Origin of the sequence: Clostridium sp. AM22-11AC (genome assembly GCF_003473545.1) — a bacterium.
Classification (GTDB): domain Bacteria; phylum Bacillota; class Clostridia; order Lachnospirales; family Lachnospiraceae; genus Enterocloster.
In genome coordinates this window covers 40810-56801 of sequence record NZ_QUCM01000016.1, presented here as the reverse complement: position 1 = coordinate 56801, position 15992 = coordinate 40810, and the positions used below count along the sequence as shown (strand labels likewise).

Below are 15992 nucleotides of genomic sequence, written 5' to 3'. Positions count from 1 at the left end.
CTTACGGTCAAATTCCAATCTGCTCTGCCAGCATTTCCTCTAAAATCCGAATGGATTCTATTCTACTTGTACCAATCTTTTCATTCGCTTCCTTAAAATCAATCTCCTGATCGATATATGAAAAATCATTCAAATCTCGAACGATTCTATCTGTCAGTCCAGTCAATTCTAAAATACTCTGATTTCGGCTGCTGGTTCCTGTATTCGGAAGCACTTCGACAAACTGTGTATTGAAATTGATAGCAAAAGCTGTACCATGAAATGAATCTGTTACCATATAGGCAGCATTTTTTACGAGATCCAAAAATCCGCTGATATCAGGGCAGTACACAAACTTTCCGCTACGTTTTGCTTGGTGAAGCAACGGAGAAACGCGGAGCAATGGTAACTCTGCTTTTTCAGCAAACTTCACTGCGTAGTGATCTAAATCCGAATTTGCATGGATCTGATAAACAAGTACATATTTTTCAGGTTTCTTCATTGGTTTGACATATTCGGACCAAGCATCAGCGTCCATTAATAAAGTAGGATCAAGTACCTGCTTTGCCGAAATGTCCATTTTTTTCAGGAGTTCAACCGCAACGTTCTCTCTAACGGCCAAACTGTCATATTTTTTTAAAAGCACTCCATATTCTTTGAGTGTTTGTTCATCAAATATTGCTTTTCCAAAACTGGCCGCAAAAGCAAGCTTGCGTGAACTTTTCGGGGCAAAATCAAGAAAATAAGTTGGATCGTAATGTCCGGTAGAGATAGGTCCCCACACCTGATCGCTTCCGGTAAGAAAAACTTCGTCCTTTTTCTCAGCATACAATTTCTTAAGCTCCCCTGTTGTGGCACAACGGGGTCCCATCAGCAGGTATTTTTTTCTCATTGCCAAGAATTTTCTATCCATCAACAAAGTTTCAGGCTCCGCCACCATTAGATATATCGCTTTTTTAATCGGATTGCGTCTCCACTTTGTTTTTTGTTCAAGCTGCGTAATCGCCATCCTAACGCCAGTTTCGCATTTCGGAATATAATTTATTATTCGACACTCATACCCCAGATTCATAATCACTCTTTGTGTTGCAATTGCCTGTAACAGAGAACCATAATTCGTCGGAGCATGTCTTGTAATCACATTTACAACCATCAAATTACCTCTTCAAAATTTTCTTCAACCTCTTGCGCACTTTTTGCGGAATCAAATCATATCCAGTATAGAGTAAAATTTGATAACGATATTTCCTGCTGAAATAGCGCTCTACACCTTCATATCCGTTTCTTCTATTAATGTCCAAGATATTATTACGTTCCATTGGCATGACTGAAGGTGCCTTTAACTGCCCATTGGTCTTCGCAACCTTTGCAAACTGGGACGGAACAAAATGAATCTGATTTTCTATAAGTTCGAATAATTCCTGTCCCTTAGGGGAATTGATTAGAAGGCAAGAAATGCCTTTTTCTTTATCAAAGTCAGGATCATGATCCAACTCAGGATGTTCGTTTTCAATACCCCAATAGTCCCCAATTGTCACGTCTCCAACTCTGCTTGAGCCGGCATACGGGCAGCTGTAGCAGTTTTCTCGAAATATTTTACAATCATAGAAAAGCGAAAGATATGACTGAACTTTTGCAGTTTTAAAAATCGTCGTCTTCTTATCCCCGCGAACAATCTCAAAGGCAGTATTCATCCCCCAACCTTTTGTTTTATCGCGGAACTTATACTCTGTTACTTTGCCACGATATTTCTTATTCAGCTCTTGAATATAACCATCAAAGAATTCGGCAGAGGGAACGCCATGGCAAATAAGGTCCATTGTATAAAGGTTCTCATACACTTTCCCCAAATAGCTTTTTAAGCCAGCTATCTGGCACGGTGTACCAGAAAAGAGAACCGTTCGCCCATGCTGCAGGCATTCCTTTGCCTGCTGATATGTCCTGCCAATCCGACTCTGCACATACTTCGATCCTTGCAACTTCCAAAGATCCTCTTTATTCTCTACCATGATGTGGTGTGTATCGGGGTGACCGCTATCAAATGTTAATGTCGCACCAAATACACACCCACCATCCGACAAGATAGTTGAAGCCGCTGCTGAGAACAAGCCACCGGAAGCAGCCTTCATAATTTGCTTCTCATCTCTATTTGTCACAGCGTATGTACTTTCAACAGCATTCAAGTCTGATGTTTTATACTTGCAAACTCTCTTGCAGACGCCACATTCCACGCACTTGTTGGGATCGATTTCAGGATACAAAAATCCCTCCGCGTCGGGTTTCATTGAGATCGCACTTTTGGAACAGACATTCAGGCAAGCTCCGCATGCGCAGCAATCACTTTTATTCTCAAATAATACAATTCCCATTTATTCCCTCCACGAAAAATATTGCAAATACCAATCAAAAGGCAAGATAGTAATCCTGCAAAATTTTGTACGCAGTTTTGATATCATAATGGCTATTTACAATTTCATTCCGGTCAGAACTTCTTCCCTGCCCTCTACACGCAATAATTCGATTAGCCCACGCTTCCGGAGAATCACTCAATGGAAGAAAACATACTTTCTCACTGAATGCGACTTCGCTGGGGACCTTATCAGAAAAAACACAAGGCAAGTCCGCGAACTGAGCTTCAACACCCACCACTGGAATTCCTTCAAAGTGGGATGGTAACACAAAAACATCCATGGCCTGATAAAGCTCTGCGACATCGCTCCTATTGCCAAGAAACACCACCTGGTTGTTCAATGCAAGCTGCTCGACCAACGCTCTAAGTTCCTGCTCCTTTTCGCCGGTGCCTGCCAGCAGCAGAATCGCGTTCTGTTCTTTTTTGACAATTTCAGCAAAAATTTTCAGCAGGAACCTATGGTTTTTCTGATAAGACAAACGCCCAACATGTCCGATAACAAACTGATCTGTGAGGCCCAATTCTTTTCTCTTATCAGCCCTGACATCTGCATTGAAATAGAACTGCTCAGCATCAACCGCGTTCGGAATAACCTTGAAATCATCATTTCTGTACAGAAACCGTCCCGCTTCCGATCCACACGCTAAGTGATAGTTAGCAACAGAGTTAATACCATATCGGAACAGTTGCTTCAGAATATACTTAAAATCCTTGTCAATAGAGGTGTTATGGCTGTGAGCAATTCTCACAGGTACACCTGCCTTCTTCGCTGTCAGAAGAGGGAGATAGCTCATGGAGTCAATATGTGAATGAACGATTTTGTACTCCGGATGCTCCGCCCAAAATTGCTTCATATATTTGAAATATGCCGGGTAATTCTGTGGATACAATCTCGGAGCATAGTAAACCTTACCTCCAAGGCTAACAATTTCATCGTCGTAATCGCTTTTCTCCGGTCGGTGCGTCAGAAAGTCGAACTGAACTCTCTCACGATCAATATTCCGATAATAATTCATCAGCATCGTTTCCAACCCAGCGCGATGCATGTCATTTACAACTTGTAAAATTCTTATCACTGTCCGTTCTCCTTTCTGCGCCGTTCTATCGTCTCCATTAATCCCTCTGGAAAATATCTCTTGTATAAACCTTGTCCTTCACATCATCCAAGCAACTATCATATCTATTTGCAATAATCGCCTGGCTCATTTCTTTGAACTTCGCCAGATCATTTACAACCTTACTTCCGAAGAAAGTCTCGCCATCTTTCAGAGTCGGTTCGTAAATAATCACCGTTGCTCCCTTGGCCTTAATACGCTTCATGACCCCCTGAATGGAACTCTGTCGGAAGTTGTCGCTGTTACTCTTCATGGTCAGACGATATACGCCAACCACTACTTCCTTCTCCTTGTTTTCATCCCAGCTGTCATTTGCTTCATAGGCACCAGCAATTTCAAGCACACGATCAGCAATAAAATCTTTACGAGTTCTATTGCTCTCGACAATTGCTTCAATCAGGTTTTCCGGTACATCGGCGTAGTTCGCCAGCAGCTGCTTGGTGTCTTTCGGCAGGCAATATCCACCATAACCAAAGGAAGGATTATTGTAATGAGTACCAATACGAGGATCCAGGCAAACACCGTCAATGATTTGCTGAGTGTTCAGTCCCTTCATCTCAGCATAGGTATCCAGTTCGTTGAAGTAGCTGACACGCAGTGCCAGATAGGTGTTGGCGAACAGCTTAACTGCCTCTGCCTCAGTAAAGCCCATGAACAGAGTGTCAATGTTCTCTTTAATTGCGCCTTCCTGCAGGAGTTCTGCAAAAGTGTGTGCTGCCTTTACCAGTCGAGCATTATCCACGTCGGTTCCGACGATGATACGGGAAGGATACAGATTGTCATACAGGGCCTTCGACTCGCGCAGAAACTCCGGGCTGAAGATAATATTGTCGCAGTGATATTTTTCGCGGACACTTGCTGTGAAGCCAACAGGAATCGTGGACTTTATCACCATAATTGCTTCCGGGTTATACTCAATTACCAGTTTGATAACCGCTTCAACTGCAGAGGTATCAAAGAAATTTTTCTTGCTGTCATAGTTGGTAGGAGCTGCAATGACAACAAAATCAGCATCAGAATACGCTTCCTTGGCATCCAGAGTTGCAGTCAGATCCAGCTCCTTTTCTGCCAGATACTTCTCAATGTATTCGTCCCGAATCGGAGATTTCTTGTTATTGATCATCTCCACCTTCTCAGGAACGATATCCAAAGCCGTTACCTGATGGTGCTGTGCCAGCAACACTGCCAGCGAAAGCCCAACATATCCCGTACCGGCCACGGCAATTTTCAAATCTTTAAACTCCTTCATTATTACTTTCTCCCTTGTATACTTATCTTGAGAACACACTCTTCACATACTCATAGCTGTTAATATCGCCAATGTCATACCGTTTGCCCGGCATAACGTAAGCGTGCATTGGGGTCTGTTTGCTCAGCCATGCGGCAAAGCTACCTGGTGCGTCATAACCGCAGCCATTGTCCAGTGCTTCCTGAATCCGCTTTACATCACAGGCACGGTAGCAATAGAACGGCGGCACAGCCAGATTTCCTTTCGGCTCTTTCGGCTTTTCCTCATAGCTGGTAATCAGGTCATTGCCATCCAACGTGATAATCGCCGTTTTCTGCTGCTTTTTCAGTTCATTTTCCACATGGCACATCACACAGGAAGTATCCTTTTCCTTTGCGAACTCCACGAACTTGGAAAGACTGAAATCCAGCACATTGTCGCCAGCCATAACCAGCAAATCATCAGCTAAATTCAGCTTTTCCACCGCCAGCTGAATATCTTTGACTGCTCCCAGACGAGTTTCATTGGTGCTTGTGCCATCGTCGATTACAGTAATCTCATAAGGCCGCGTCTTTTGCTTATTGCTTTTCCAATCCTCAAAATGCTGCGCGAACTTGTGGTTGGAAATTACCACAAATTCGTCAATATCGGTGGTATCCACTAAATCATCCACCAGCCAATCGAGGATGGACTTTTCTCCCACTTTCAGGAGCGGCTTCGGAAAATTCTCCGTCAGCGGATAAAGCCGTGTAGCGTAGCCCGCTGCTAAAATCAAACATTTCATCTATGTATTCTCCTTACAGTTCCACACCATCGGCACTCTCGCACAGATGGAAACTGTACTTACCTTCCAATGCCGGGAACGCTTTCAGATACTCTGCTGTGACCTTTGCTTCAATATCTTCGGCCTTGTCTGGGTCAATCAGCGCCATGCAGCAGCCTTTGAATCCCGCACCGGAGAAGCGGCCACCGTAGATACCATCAGTGTCAGCCATAATTTCATACAGTTTTTTCAATTCATCGCAGCCACACTCGTAATTATAAATGGAAGATTTGCCACTCTCGAAAACCAGCTGACCGTAGCCTTCCAAATCACCTTTACGCCACAGTTCTGCACCCTTTTCGGCACGAGCAAACTCGCTGTAATAGTGTTCTGCGCGTCTACGCCACAATTCTGGCAGACGGTCTTTATAGGCTTCAAACACCTCATACGGCACATCGCGCAGCCGGGTATTTGCAAAGGTGTCATAGTCCATCCCTGCATAGCCCATTAGTGCATAGGCCGCTGCCTTGCACTCGTCCTGCCGCAGATTGTACTTAGAGTTTTTCAAAGAACGCTCCAAGCCGGAGAAGAAGATTGCCACCTTATAAGGCTTCATTTTCTCACTGGTAGGGATCAGTTCATAGCTGTCATCTTTCGTATCGAGGTACAGTAGATGGTTTTTCTTAGAAAGAACTTCGCAGCTCTGGTCGAGCTTGCCGCAAGCAACACCAACATACTGGTTTTCTGCGGCCTTCGCCGTGAGAATCATCTCCATCGGCTCTAGATGGATACCATTCACTTTGCACAGTGCAGACAAAAAGCAAATAATGACCGAAGCCGACGAGGACAAACCGCCAATCGGCAGGCTACCCTCGATAATGCCAGACAGACCAACTTTCAGGCGGTACTTTTCTCCCAGCATCTTTGCCGCACCACGCAGATGATCAGCCCAGTCTCCCTGCTTTTCTTCCGGCACTGCATTTACAAAGAACTGGGCACGCTTCGGGAAGTTCAGCGACTGCAACTCCACCACACCATTCTGTTTCGGGTGGTAGGCCATGTGGATTCCCTTGTCGATTGCCAAACCATTGATTTTTCCGTACTGATGGTCGATATGCGCACCCAGCGGACTGATGCGGTACGGGCAGAACGCCACATCAAACGGTTCCTGATGATATAATTCCTTGTAAACCTCAACACACTTCATCGGTTTATTTTCCTATTCTTCATTATTTGTAGAACTTTGCGTACCACTCAGCGAACTTCCGCAAACCCTCGCGCAAACTGGTAGAGGGCTTATATCCGAAGTCACGCTCCAACGCACTGGTATCTGCATAGGTCACAGGTACATCACCCGGCTGCATCGGAACCAGCTCTTTGTGTGCCTCGAAGTCATAATCTTCCGGCAGAACCTTTGCACGAACCAGCTCCTCACTCAAAATCTGCACGAAGTCCAGCAGATTTTCTGGATTCTGATTGCCGATGTTGTAAACTGCATACGGCGGAATCGGCAAACCGTCCTCGCCATTCTTTTTGTCCGGTGCCTTCTTCATCACACGGACAACGCCCTCAACGATGTCATCCACATAAGTAAAGTCACGCTTGCAGTTGCCGTAGTTGAAAATCTTGATGGTCTCGCCCTTCACTAGTTTGTTGGTAAAGCCGAAGTAAGCCATGTCAGGACGCCCTGCCGGACCATACACAGTGAAGAAACGCAGACCGGTGGAAGGAATATTGTAGAGTTTGGAGTAGGCGTGTGCCATCAGTTCATTGGATTTTTTGGTTGCTGCATAGAGAGAAACCGGATTATCTACCTTGTCGTCGGTGCTGTACGGAACCTTCTTGTTGGAACCGTAGACGGAGGAAGAAGAAGCATACACCAGATGCTCCAGACTCTCGCAATGACGGCAGGCTTCGAGAATATTAAAGAAGCCGACCAAGTTGGATTCCACATAAGCATCCGGGTTGGTGATGGAGTAGCGCACACCAGCCTGTGCTGCAAGGTTAACGACCACAGATGGCTTGTACTTCTCGAACAACTCAGTAATCAGTACTTTGTCAGCGATGTTGCCTTTGACAAAAGTAAATGTGGGATACTTGGCCAGCTCATTCAGACGGAACTCTTTCAGTGCTACATCGTAGTAGTCATTCATGTTGTCGATACCAACGACCGCAGCGGAAGGTGCTTCCTGATAGATTCGCTTCACAAGGTTGGAACCTATAAAGCCCGCTGCGCCTGTGACTAAAATAGTTTTATTATCCAAATTTATTGTACTCATTGCATTTGTCTCCTTATTAATTTTAGAAGAGTGTATATTGTGTCTTACTACTTTTATTGGAACAGTTGACTCTAATATATTATTTTCCTGTGTATAACTTCATCGTTTCCTTTACAACTTCATCCCAGTTATATTTCTCGCAGATAAAGTCAGCAGCCTGATTCTTCATTTTCATAACCATTTCAGGATGGTCACAGGCATCTTGCAATTTTTCTCGCAAGTCCTCTACATCTGACTTTTTGAAAATCAACGCCTTATCTTCCACAACCTCTGCACACTCTGGAATGTCGGATACCAGACAGCAATTGCCGTAGCTCATCGCCTCCAGCAGACTTAATGGCATTCCTTCCAGATCGGACGGCAGCGTGTAAATGTAAGCGTTGCTGTACAGTTCATCCAGCATTGCTCCCTGCACAAACCCAGTAAAAAGAATCCGATCGTCACCCTTCGCCAGTTCTTTCAATTCCTCCATAAAGGAATCCGTATCACTAGAGCCACCTGCGATGACCAGTTTTTTATCTGTCTTGACATTCTTGAATGCCTCAACCAGATATCGAATCCCCTTCTCCGGCACCAGACGACCGAGGAACAGTATGTAGGAATCCTTTTCCAGTCCAAAATGATCCGTGATCAGCTTTGCCTCCCGAACCTCTGGCCGATTGACACCATTAGGGATAAAATGTGTCTCCCTTCCGTAGGTCTCCATGAAATATTTCTGAACGCCTTTGCTTAGAACAATGATTTCATCTGCATATTTTACGGCATTTTTTTCACCCTGCCGGATAAATTTTGATCCAACGCCAAATTTCCATTTTTCGCGGGCCCAGTCCAAACCGTGAATAGTGCTGATTACACGCTTGCCAAAAAGTTTTGGTATCCAACAGAAAAAAGCAGGACCTTCCGCATGGATATGCACCACATCATATCTTCCAAATGCACTACAAAGTGCTGCGAAAAAGGAAGAGCTTACCGCTGCAAGTCCCTTCTTCTCAATGGTCGGAACAACCTTTTGACGGATGCCATCATATTCAATTGTTTTGTCATACTCTGCACCGCTCACATGATGGCCTGCTCTATTGTAGCAAGTTATATCACAACCATTCTGTGCCATTCGGGTGCATAACTCTTTTACAACAATCTCTATCCCGCCTTCACGCGAAAGACGTTTCTGTCCGAAAACCGCAAGTCTGATTTTTTCTTCCATTACTTCTCTCCAACCGTCATTCCATAGTTTCTATTCTTGTCCTAGGCTTATACACAATCCCAGCAGTTCTTTTCCTTAAATTGTCATGCTCATCTTTCACTATTCACCTTTCCTACTTCATAGCACAACAACAAGCCTGTATACAGATTGCAGCAACAATCTATACGCAGGCTTGTCCTCGTACCTCCTCATTCTGTTTTCTGCTCTATCAGCTTTCGCTGTGGTGGGTTAAGTATAGAGCGCAACCAGAAGCCATTAACCCCTGAAAACACGCAGGCCCTAACGCACCATGACAAGCAGAAACAAGTTGAGGTGAAAAGGTCAAGCCGCGCAAACCCGCATGAAATCAGGCTTTTTTCTGGTTGTCCATATTATTTCACACTCCCCATGTATTGTAACCACGACCCTTTTACCAAACATCTTTGGCAGCCATGAGAAAAAAGCTGGTCCTTCCGCGTGAATATGTACAACATCATATTTTCCAAATGCACTGTAAAGTGCTGCAAAAAAAGATGAACTAACAGCTGCTAATCCCTTTTTTTCAATCGTTGGAACAGATTTTTGGCAAATGCCTTTATATTCATTTTTTTTATCAAACTCTGCCCCGCTTACATGATGTCCCGACCGGTTATAGCAAGTAATCTTATGCCCATCTTGCGCCATTCTGGTGCAAAGTTCTTTTACAACAATTTCAATTCCGCCTTCTCTGCTCAGTCTTTTTTGACCAAACATAGAAATAGCTAATTTCTTTTCCATATGATTTAAAGCTTTCCTATTTCTTTATTTTGAAAAATACGTGGGAATTTCTTGTTGAGTAGACATTTCTCAGTGCGTACCAAAAACGCCTCTTTTTTCGGGCTTGCATATGACATTTTGGTTCATATACAAGCCCCATGTCTTCTCATTTTTATCCAGTTCGGTGAACTTCATGACCGCTTTATGATCATTTTACGAAGCCACCTTGTATACAATTAGTATACCATTAATTTGTGATCCTACATCGCACCGTCCCGTTTGAATACAACCAGTACGGTTTTGAAAAGGATCTTTATATCCAGAGCAAAGTTCCACTCTGCAATGTACTGCCTGTCGAGTTTTACTACATCCTCGAAGTCAGTGATGTTGCTTCGTCCGCTGACCTGCCACATTCCTGTAATGCCAGGTTTGGTGGCAAGGCGGGCACGGTGGTGAAGATCATATTTGTCCCATTCATCTACCGTCGGCGGTCTTGTGCCTACAAGGCTCATGTCACCTTTTAATACGTTAAAGAACTGTGGGAATTCATCCAGGCTGAAGTCTCGAATGATATTTCCAATTCCTTTCTTTATTGTACCATCCGGAAGTTTCTTGGTTCCGATGATTCGTGGATCCCATTCCAGTTTAAACATCATACCGTCTTTTACACGGTTTTGTTTCATCAGTTCTTTCTTCCGCTCTTCTGCATCCATATACATACTGCGGAATTTATAGATTTTGAATTTCTTTCCATTTTTTCCCACACGGACTTGGGAAAAGAAAATCGGTCCGGGAGATTGTATGTAGATCAACGGTCCTAAGATCACGGTAAGGATCAATGTGATCAGGCATCCTACCAGTCCGCCTAAAATGTCCAGAGCGCGTTTCATAAAAAGCTGCTTGGTAGTTGCATAGTTGATACTGGTTGTCAGTACTGTGTAGATTCCCAGGCGTTCTACAAATTTCTTTTCGCCGATCAGGTTGGATGTCTTTGCCAGTTTCATATGAACAACCGCGCCCATTTCTGTCAGCTGGTTTAACAGCGTTTCCGGATACGGAGCATCGTCTGGAAGATTTACAAATACTTCATCTACCCATTCCCTGCAGACGTAATCCGCTACTGTGTCTGCATTTGCTACAACTGTAATGCTATCTCCACAATCATGCCCTACCATATCGCAGTCGATCACTGCCACACCTGCAACATGAAACATTTCATAATTAAAATTGCGAATATTATAGACCACCGTATCCAGCATGCTTTTTGTAGTTATGATCAACAGAGAACGTTTCATGCTGGAACGCATTTTTCTTTTCAGCTGGTCTTTCCACAAGATACGGGTCAGATAAGAAACAAGTAAATACAGAACCGTCATATAAAGCAATGCCAGTCTGGAATAATCCTCGCTTCTTTTTATATAGAAAAGATAAAACGTAGTTACCAGGATCACCAGGATCACATGTTTTACTGTCATTGCAAATTCCTGATAATATCCACGTTTTAACACATTTTTCAAAGATTCAAAGAGTAATAGTACGCCGGCATCGATCACAACTAAGATAAATGCCACGTTACAGTATATTAAATGGCTATAGGGGTTGCTAAGGCCATTTCTTAACATATAAGCCAATAAAAATGCGATCTGTAAACTCAGTTGGTCCCAGATCATAAAATCCAGATGTTTTTCCCATCCTCTGGCGCTTTTTCGATACATATCCCCACTTCATCCTTTTTCGTTTGCGTTTATAACAGAGCCGGAAATGTCTCCCGGCTCCATCATAATAGTTGTTATTTTGCAAGAACCTGTACAGTACAAGAACCTGGTACTTCAAAACTTACATATTTTGTATTCCAGTTAATGGTAGGATTCTTAACTGTAACCCAATTGCTTGTATTGTTGTCTAAGTAGATAATTACAATATCTTTGCCTGCGGTTAAGGTACTTACATACAGATTAACTGTAGAACGAACATCATGTCCATTTTTCTGAGAGATGATCGCACGGGTTTTACCTACATTAGCATACTCTTCCAGACCTGCATTAGGAACAAAATCACTAGCCTTTTTGGTTCCGTTATTTAAGCCATTAATCTGACTTACAGATTCATCACCAAGTCCGGCAGTTTCTGCTTCACCAGTTGCAATACTCTGGTCAACGTCACTATTGGAAGCATCTTCAATCAATCCCATAGTTACTTCAGAACCATCCTTTGTAACATTGGTTACTTCCTGTCTTTCGTTGTCTCTTCCCTGGACAACAGTTGCTTCTGCTACTTTGTTTACTCCTGATCCTGCATTGGATCCAGCATTAGTATCGGAGTTCTGCTCTCCCTGCTGGCTGCCAGTATTAGTATTATTCTGGCTTTGGCTTGATGAATCCTGACCAATAGTTCCATCAGACTGACTACCAGGACTTGTAACTGCACCAGCTACTACCGGCATTGCTACCATAGCTGCAGCCATTGCCATAGCTACTAAAGCTTTCTTCTTCATGGTTATCACGCCTTCCTCCCTTTTGGGGTAAAATATATTTCAATAAGCAGCGTGTTTCCACACTGGATATTGTATAGTAATTATTCTGTTTCCCGGTAAAACAGATCTAAAATGATCTGGATCGCTGCCTGACGGTCAGCACGGTATACATCGTACTTCTCTGTTGTCTCTTCTACTCCGGGAACTGTGTAAAAATCTTCGCTGGTTAAACTGCCAGCTTCCATTCCATCCATTGCTATCTTTACATACTGATCCTTGGTCATATCTGTTACCATATAATCCTGAATCATGTCAAACAGATGTACCACGATCTGGCTGTCTGTCTTGGATGCGGCTTTTACTGCCTGAAAATACTGCGTAATATATTCCTGCTGCTGGTCCATACGGTACAGTGCAGTAAAATGATAATCCGTATCACGGTAACGCACAAAGGCTTCTGCCTGTTTTCCATGGAGAGTGACCTGATTGCCTTTGACAAATGCCGGATCCTTTTTCTCCATTCCCTCTGTAGGGACCGTTACTGTAACACCGCCTACAGCGTCATTTAACTGTGCTACTACTGTGGTATCAACTGCCATATACTGATCAATAGTAAATCCGCAAAGAAGCTTCTGTACAGATTCAACCATATTTTCACAGCTGCCTTCCCTGCCATCACCATAAGCATACGCCATAGTCAGCTGGGTGATCTTGGTATCATGAAGGGTTCTTTCCTTATTTGTAATAGGAATTTCTGTCATGGTATCACGTGGGATCATCAGGATCTTTAATGTATGTCGGGCAGTGTCCTGGGCGATCAGAAAGATACCGTCCGACTGACCGGCCAAGCCCAGCTCCTTTGTCTCTGTCATTGTATCACTTCTGTCAACACCCATACAGAGGATTGCCTTTACATACTGGTTTCTTCTGTAATTTTTTCCTTTATAGGTCAACTGATCCTGGGCTAAGATAGGCACCAGATTCAGATCTCTTGGATCTGCTGTCAATTCTTCTTTTTGCCCCGGAGCAATTCCTATTTCTTCTTCAGCAGCTGTCTGAGACTCTGCTTCAGCTTTCTGTCTTTCTTCATTGCGTGCCTGAATGATCAGTTCTGTTGCCTGCCGGTTTTTGTACATAGTCACGCCGCCCCAGATCCCCAGGGTCAGTGAAACAAGTCCTATACCGATCAAAGCGCTGTATATCTTCTTTTTCATATCAATCAGCCTGATTTCCTGTGTAACTGTTACTTATCAGTTGTCTGTGCTGCTTCAGCTTTTTCATATGGACTGTAGGCACCGTATTTATCATACTTACCATATCGGCCATACTTACCGTATTTACCATATTTTCCGTATCTGCCATAATAACCATTCTGGCTGAGGTCAACTTTGTTTAACACAACACCCAGAACACGGCAGCCGGTCTTGTCCAACTGGCTCTTTACCTTCTGTTCCAGACGGTAGCTTACTGCACCCTGTTCAACAACGATGATCGCACCGTCACAGTTGCTGGCTACAATAGCACTATCGATCAGGTTTGCCATAGGCGGTGTATCGATGATCACATAGTCGTAATCTTTCAGAGACTGGATCAGATCATGGAACAGATCTTCTTCCAGAAGCTCTGCCGGGTTTGGTGAATATGGTCCGGCAAAAATAACGCTGAAACCTTCATAGTTTGTTTCGTAAATAATGTCTTCTCTGTTTTTCTGACCACTGAGGTACTGGGAAAGACCGTTTACCTCACCTTCCAGCTGATAACGGGATACCAGAACAGATTTACGGATATCTGCATCAATGAAGATCACCTTTTTACCGATCTGTGCAAATGATGCTGCTACAGAAAAGGCAACATCACTTTTTCCTTCATCTGGAAGTGCGCTGGTAAACATAATGGTGCGGATGTTGCTTCCGCAGAACTGGATATTGGTACGCAGGGTCTTAAGAGATTCTCTATAGTTATAATCATCTTTTATTTCGCGTTTTAAAGAAATTACTTTGTTATTCATTTACGATCCCCCTGCTTTCCTTTTTTCTTATCGTCTTTGTTATGCATATGAGAACGTCTGAGTGTCTGTTCATTCTTATTTTCTTCTGCTTCACCTTCACGAAGAGGTACAGATGCAAGAACAGTCAGTCCCATATATTTCTCTACATCTTCTTCTGTCTGAATGGTATCATTTAACAGCTCTTCTACAACTGTCAGACCACATACCAGAACAATTCCTAACATAGCTCCGATCATGGCATTCTTGCCATTGCTTGGGCTTGCCTTTTTATCAGATACAGTACCTTCCTCAATTACTTTAGGAGGAACCATTTCCATAATGTCTCCGATATACTCGGAAGAAGTCTTTGCAACGGAGTCTGCAATATCCTTTGCCATCACCGGATCTGGATCCTGAGCAGTGATAGAAAGAATTCGGGTATCATTTGGGTTATTAATGGTAATCTTGCTGACCATATTTTCGTAACTGATATCCAGTTTCAGTTTATCAATGACTTCTGAAATAACCGGACGGCTGGTTACGATGATCTTGTAGTCCTGAGTCAGCTGGCTTCCGATCTGCAGGTCAGCTAAAGATGTCAGTGTAGTTTCTTTTGAAAGAATATATACCATTGAAGTCGAGGTATACTGCGGGGTAATAGCAAACTTGCTGAACAGACCGAAGGCGCCCCCCATGATCACGCCTGCGCCAACGATCCAGAGAATTCTCTTCTTTAACGCGCGGAACAGCTGGAGAAGATCGATCTCTACTTCGTCATCATTCATGTTGATTGTCTTGTTATCCATACGTACTTTTTCCTTTTCTTCCTATTATTATATAGTTTCTTTTTTTATGACGCGCAACGCGTTCTGGTAAGTAATGCACCAGATCTGTTGTGCATCAATATGACCGTCAAGCCATTTGAGTGCCTCTGTGATTTGAGGCGGTCTGTAATCTGACCTGTGCATGTCTGTCCCCAGGAAATGGATCACTCCTGATTTTACCTGTTCCCTGCACCACCGTACCTCCGGTGAGAACCAGTGTCCCTGGATACTGTCGTAATTCATCTGAAGTTTACATCCAATATCAAGGAGCTCTGAAGTTCCTTTTTTTCGCAGGCAACCGTAACGCTCCATATGAGCAAGAATAGGCGTGTACCCGTTAGAGACCAGTTTGCGGATCCCCTGAAAAAGAATTTCATAAGAAACAGAAGGCATAAATTCTACCAGAACATATTGGCTGTCTGCCATGGTATATGCCTTCCCCTCATTCAGGCGCTGTGCAAGCTCATCGTGATAAAATGTTTCCTGGCCCGGAAAGATCCTGAACTTAGGATAGGTTTTCCGAATTTCCTGCTGAAGAAGCTTTGCTGAGTCATTTAATCCTTTCAGCACATGGCGTCTGGAATAGTGAGGTGTAGCGACCACACCTACAATCCCCTGGTCGGCCGCCCGTTTCAGCATTTCAACGGATTCTTCCATTGTCCTTGATCCATCATCCACACCCGGTATCACATGTGCATGAACATCTATTATTCGCTGCCGAACTTTCATTTTTATTAGTACCTTTCTTCCGGAATATTCTCAATGGGTTTTAATGCAGAAATAAGAAGTGTCAATTTTTAAGAATACCCCCCCCCCAGCTAAATACTATATAGTTTCCGCTTCGGCACGCCGGGACTGCCTAAAAGGGGATTTTTTCTATGAATGATTTTACATCATATTCTTTATAAAAGAAAGGTCATTTTTGTTTTTTTATGAAAAATAAGGCCAAAGTTATTGTTTGTAACCTTTGCCTTAGTGAATTACTTCCTATTATA

15 protein-coding genes are annotated in these 15992 nt (G+C 43.5%); all 15 read right to left on the bottom strand.

Annotated elements, in window-relative coordinates; translation table 11 throughout:
* Nucleotides 1-7: 7 nt before the first annotated feature.
* Nucleotides 8-1132 (bottom strand): polysaccharide pyruvyl transferase family protein, encoded by a 1125-nt coding sequence (locus DW251_RS12905; protein WP_118301371.1) that lies wholly within the window; start codon nt 1130-1132, stop codon nt 8-10.
* A gap of 4 nt (nt 1133-1136) precedes the next feature.
* Nucleotides 1137-2348 carry a Coenzyme F420 hydrogenase/dehydrogenase, beta subunit C-terminal domain gene (locus DW251_RS12900; RefSeq protein WP_118301370.1) on the bottom strand — a complete coding sequence of 404 codons (1212 nt, stop codon included), beginning with the start codon at nt 2346-2348 and terminating at the stop codon, nt 1137-1139.
* A 34-nt stretch (nt 2349-2382) separates the two neighbouring features.
* Entirely contained in the window at nt 2383-3465 is a 1083-nt protein-coding gene (locus tag DW251_RS12895) for a glycosyltransferase family 1 protein (protein ID WP_118301369.1), read from the bottom strand.
* A gap of 37 nt (nt 3466-3502) precedes the next feature.
* Nucleotides 3503-4753, bottom strand: a complete 1251-nt coding sequence (locus DW251_RS12890; protein ID WP_279217538.1) for a nucleotide sugar dehydrogenase — start codon at nt 4751-4753, stop codon at nt 3503-3505.
* A 22-nt stretch (nt 4754-4775) separates the two neighbouring features.
* Complete coding sequence (locus DW251_RS12885; RefSeq protein ID WP_113998477.1) at nt 4776-5516, bottom strand: nucleotidyltransferase family protein; 741 nt, start codon at nt 5514-5516, stop codon at nt 4776-4778.
* Between the two features lie 13 nt (nt 5517-5529).
* Nucleotides 5530-6702, bottom strand: a complete 1173-nt coding sequence (locus DW251_RS12880) for a galactokinase family protein (RefSeq protein ID WP_118301368.1) — start codon at nt 6700-6702, stop codon at nt 5530-5532.
* 22 nt (nt 6703-6724) lie between these two features.
* On the bottom strand, nt 6725-7759 hold the full coding sequence (locus tag DW251_RS12875) for an NAD-dependent epimerase/dehydratase family protein (protein ID WP_182433624.1): 1035 nt from the start codon (nt 7757-7759) through the stop codon (nt 6725-6727).
* Nucleotides 7760-7853: 94 nt separating this feature from the next.
* Nucleotides 7854-8978: a glycosyltransferase family 4 protein gene (locus DW251_RS12870; protein WP_118301366.1), complete on the bottom strand. Its 1125-nt coding sequence runs from the start codon at nt 8976-8978 to the stop codon at nt 7854-7856.
* 321 nt (nt 8979-9299) lie between these two features.
* A complete protein-coding gene (locus DW251_RS12865; protein ID WP_347474663.1) occupies nt 9300-9734 on the bottom strand; it encodes a glycosyltransferase family 4 protein in 435 nt (144 codons plus the stop codon).
* A 239-nt stretch (nt 9735-9973) separates the two neighbouring features.
* The gene (locus DW251_RS12860; protein WP_021869685.1) at nt 9974-11428 is read right to left on the bottom strand and encodes a sugar transferase; all 1455 of its coding nucleotides are present in this window, start codon (nt 11426-11428) and stop codon (nt 9974-9976) included.
* 74 nt (nt 11429-11502) lie between these two features.
* Nucleotides 11503-12207 (bottom strand): hypothetical protein, encoded by a 705-nt coding sequence (locus DW251_RS12855; protein ID WP_118301365.1) that lies wholly within the window; start codon nt 12205-12207, stop codon nt 11503-11505.
* Between the two features lie 80 nt (nt 12208-12287).
* Nucleotides 12288-13400 carry an LCP family protein gene (locus DW251_RS12850; RefSeq protein WP_118301364.1) on the bottom strand — a complete coding sequence of 371 codons (1113 nt, stop codon included), beginning with the start codon at nt 13398-13400 and terminating at the stop codon, nt 12288-12290.
* 29 nt (nt 13401-13429) lie between these two features.
* Entirely contained in the window at nt 13430-14194 is a 765-nt protein-coding gene (locus DW251_RS12845; RefSeq protein WP_118301363.1) for a CpsD/CapB family tyrosine-protein kinase, read from the bottom strand.
* Complete coding sequence (locus DW251_RS12840; RefSeq protein WP_243034952.1) at nt 14191-14979, bottom strand: Wzz/FepE/Etk N-terminal domain-containing protein; 789 nt, start codon at nt 14977-14979, stop codon at nt 14191-14193. The genes DW251_RS12845 and DW251_RS12840 overlap by 4 nt, the downstream gene beginning before the upstream one ends.
* A gap of 27 nt (nt 14980-15006) precedes the next feature.
* Nucleotides 15007-15726 carry a CpsB/CapC family capsule biosynthesis tyrosine phosphatase gene (locus DW251_RS12835; RefSeq protein WP_118301362.1) on the bottom strand — a complete coding sequence of 240 codons (720 nt, stop codon included), beginning with the start codon at nt 15724-15726 and terminating at the stop codon, nt 15007-15009.
* Between the last annotated feature and the right edge of the window lie 266 nt (nt 15727-15992).

What these genes read in the sequence shown, in the direction of transcription:
- DW251_RS12905 (WP_118301371.1), bottom strand. Translation starts at nt 1,132, where the DNA reads ATGGTTGTAAATGTGATTACAAGACATGCTCCGACGAATTATGGTTCT.
- DW251_RS12900 (WP_118301370.1), bottom strand. Translation starts at nt 2,348, where the DNA reads ATGGGAATTGTATTATTTGAGAATAAAAGTGATTGCTGCGCATGCGGA.
- DW251_RS12890 (WP_279217538.1), bottom strand. Translation starts at nt 4,753, where the DNA reads ATGAAGGAGTTTAAAGATTTGAAAATTGCCGTGGCCGGTACGGGATAT.
- DW251_RS12885 (WP_113998477.1), bottom strand. Translation starts at nt 5,516, where the DNA reads ATGAAATGTTTGATTTTAGCAGCGGGCTACGCTACACGGCTTTATCCG.
- DW251_RS12880 (WP_118301368.1), bottom strand. Translation starts at nt 6,702, where the DNA reads ATGAAGTGTGTTGAGGTTTACAAGGAATTATATCATCAGGAACCGTTT.
- DW251_RS12870 (WP_118301366.1), bottom strand. Translation starts at nt 8,978, where the DNA reads ATGGAAGAAAAAATCAGACTTGCGGTTTTCGGACAGAAACGTCTTTCG.
- DW251_RS12865 (WP_347474663.1), bottom strand. Translation starts at nt 9,734, where the DNA reads ATGGAAAAGAAATTAGCTATTTCTATGTTTGGTCAAAAAAGACTGAGC.
- DW251_RS12860 (WP_021869685.1), bottom strand. Translation starts at nt 11,428, where the DNA reads ATGTATCGAAAAAGCGCCAGAGGATGGGAAAAACATCTGGATTTTATG.
- DW251_RS12855 (WP_118301365.1), bottom strand. Translation starts at nt 12,207, where the DNA reads ATGAAGAAGAAAGCTTTAGTAGCTATGGCAATGGCTGCAGCTATGGTA.
- DW251_RS12850 (WP_118301364.1), bottom strand. Translation starts at nt 13,400, where the DNA reads ATGAAAAAGAAGATATACAGCGCTTTGATCGGTATAGGACTTGTTTCA.
- DW251_RS12845 (WP_118301363.1), bottom strand. Translation starts at nt 14,194, where the DNA reads ATGAATAACAAAGTAATTTCTTTAAAACGCGAAATAAAAGATGATTAT.
- DW251_RS12840 (WP_243034952.1), bottom strand. Translation starts at nt 14,979, where the DNA reads ATGGATAACAAGACAATCAACATGAATGATGACGAAGTAGAGATCGAT.
- DW251_RS12835 (WP_118301362.1), bottom strand. Translation starts at nt 15,726, where the DNA reads ATGAAAGTTCGGCAGCGAATAATAGATGTTCATGCACATGTGATACCG.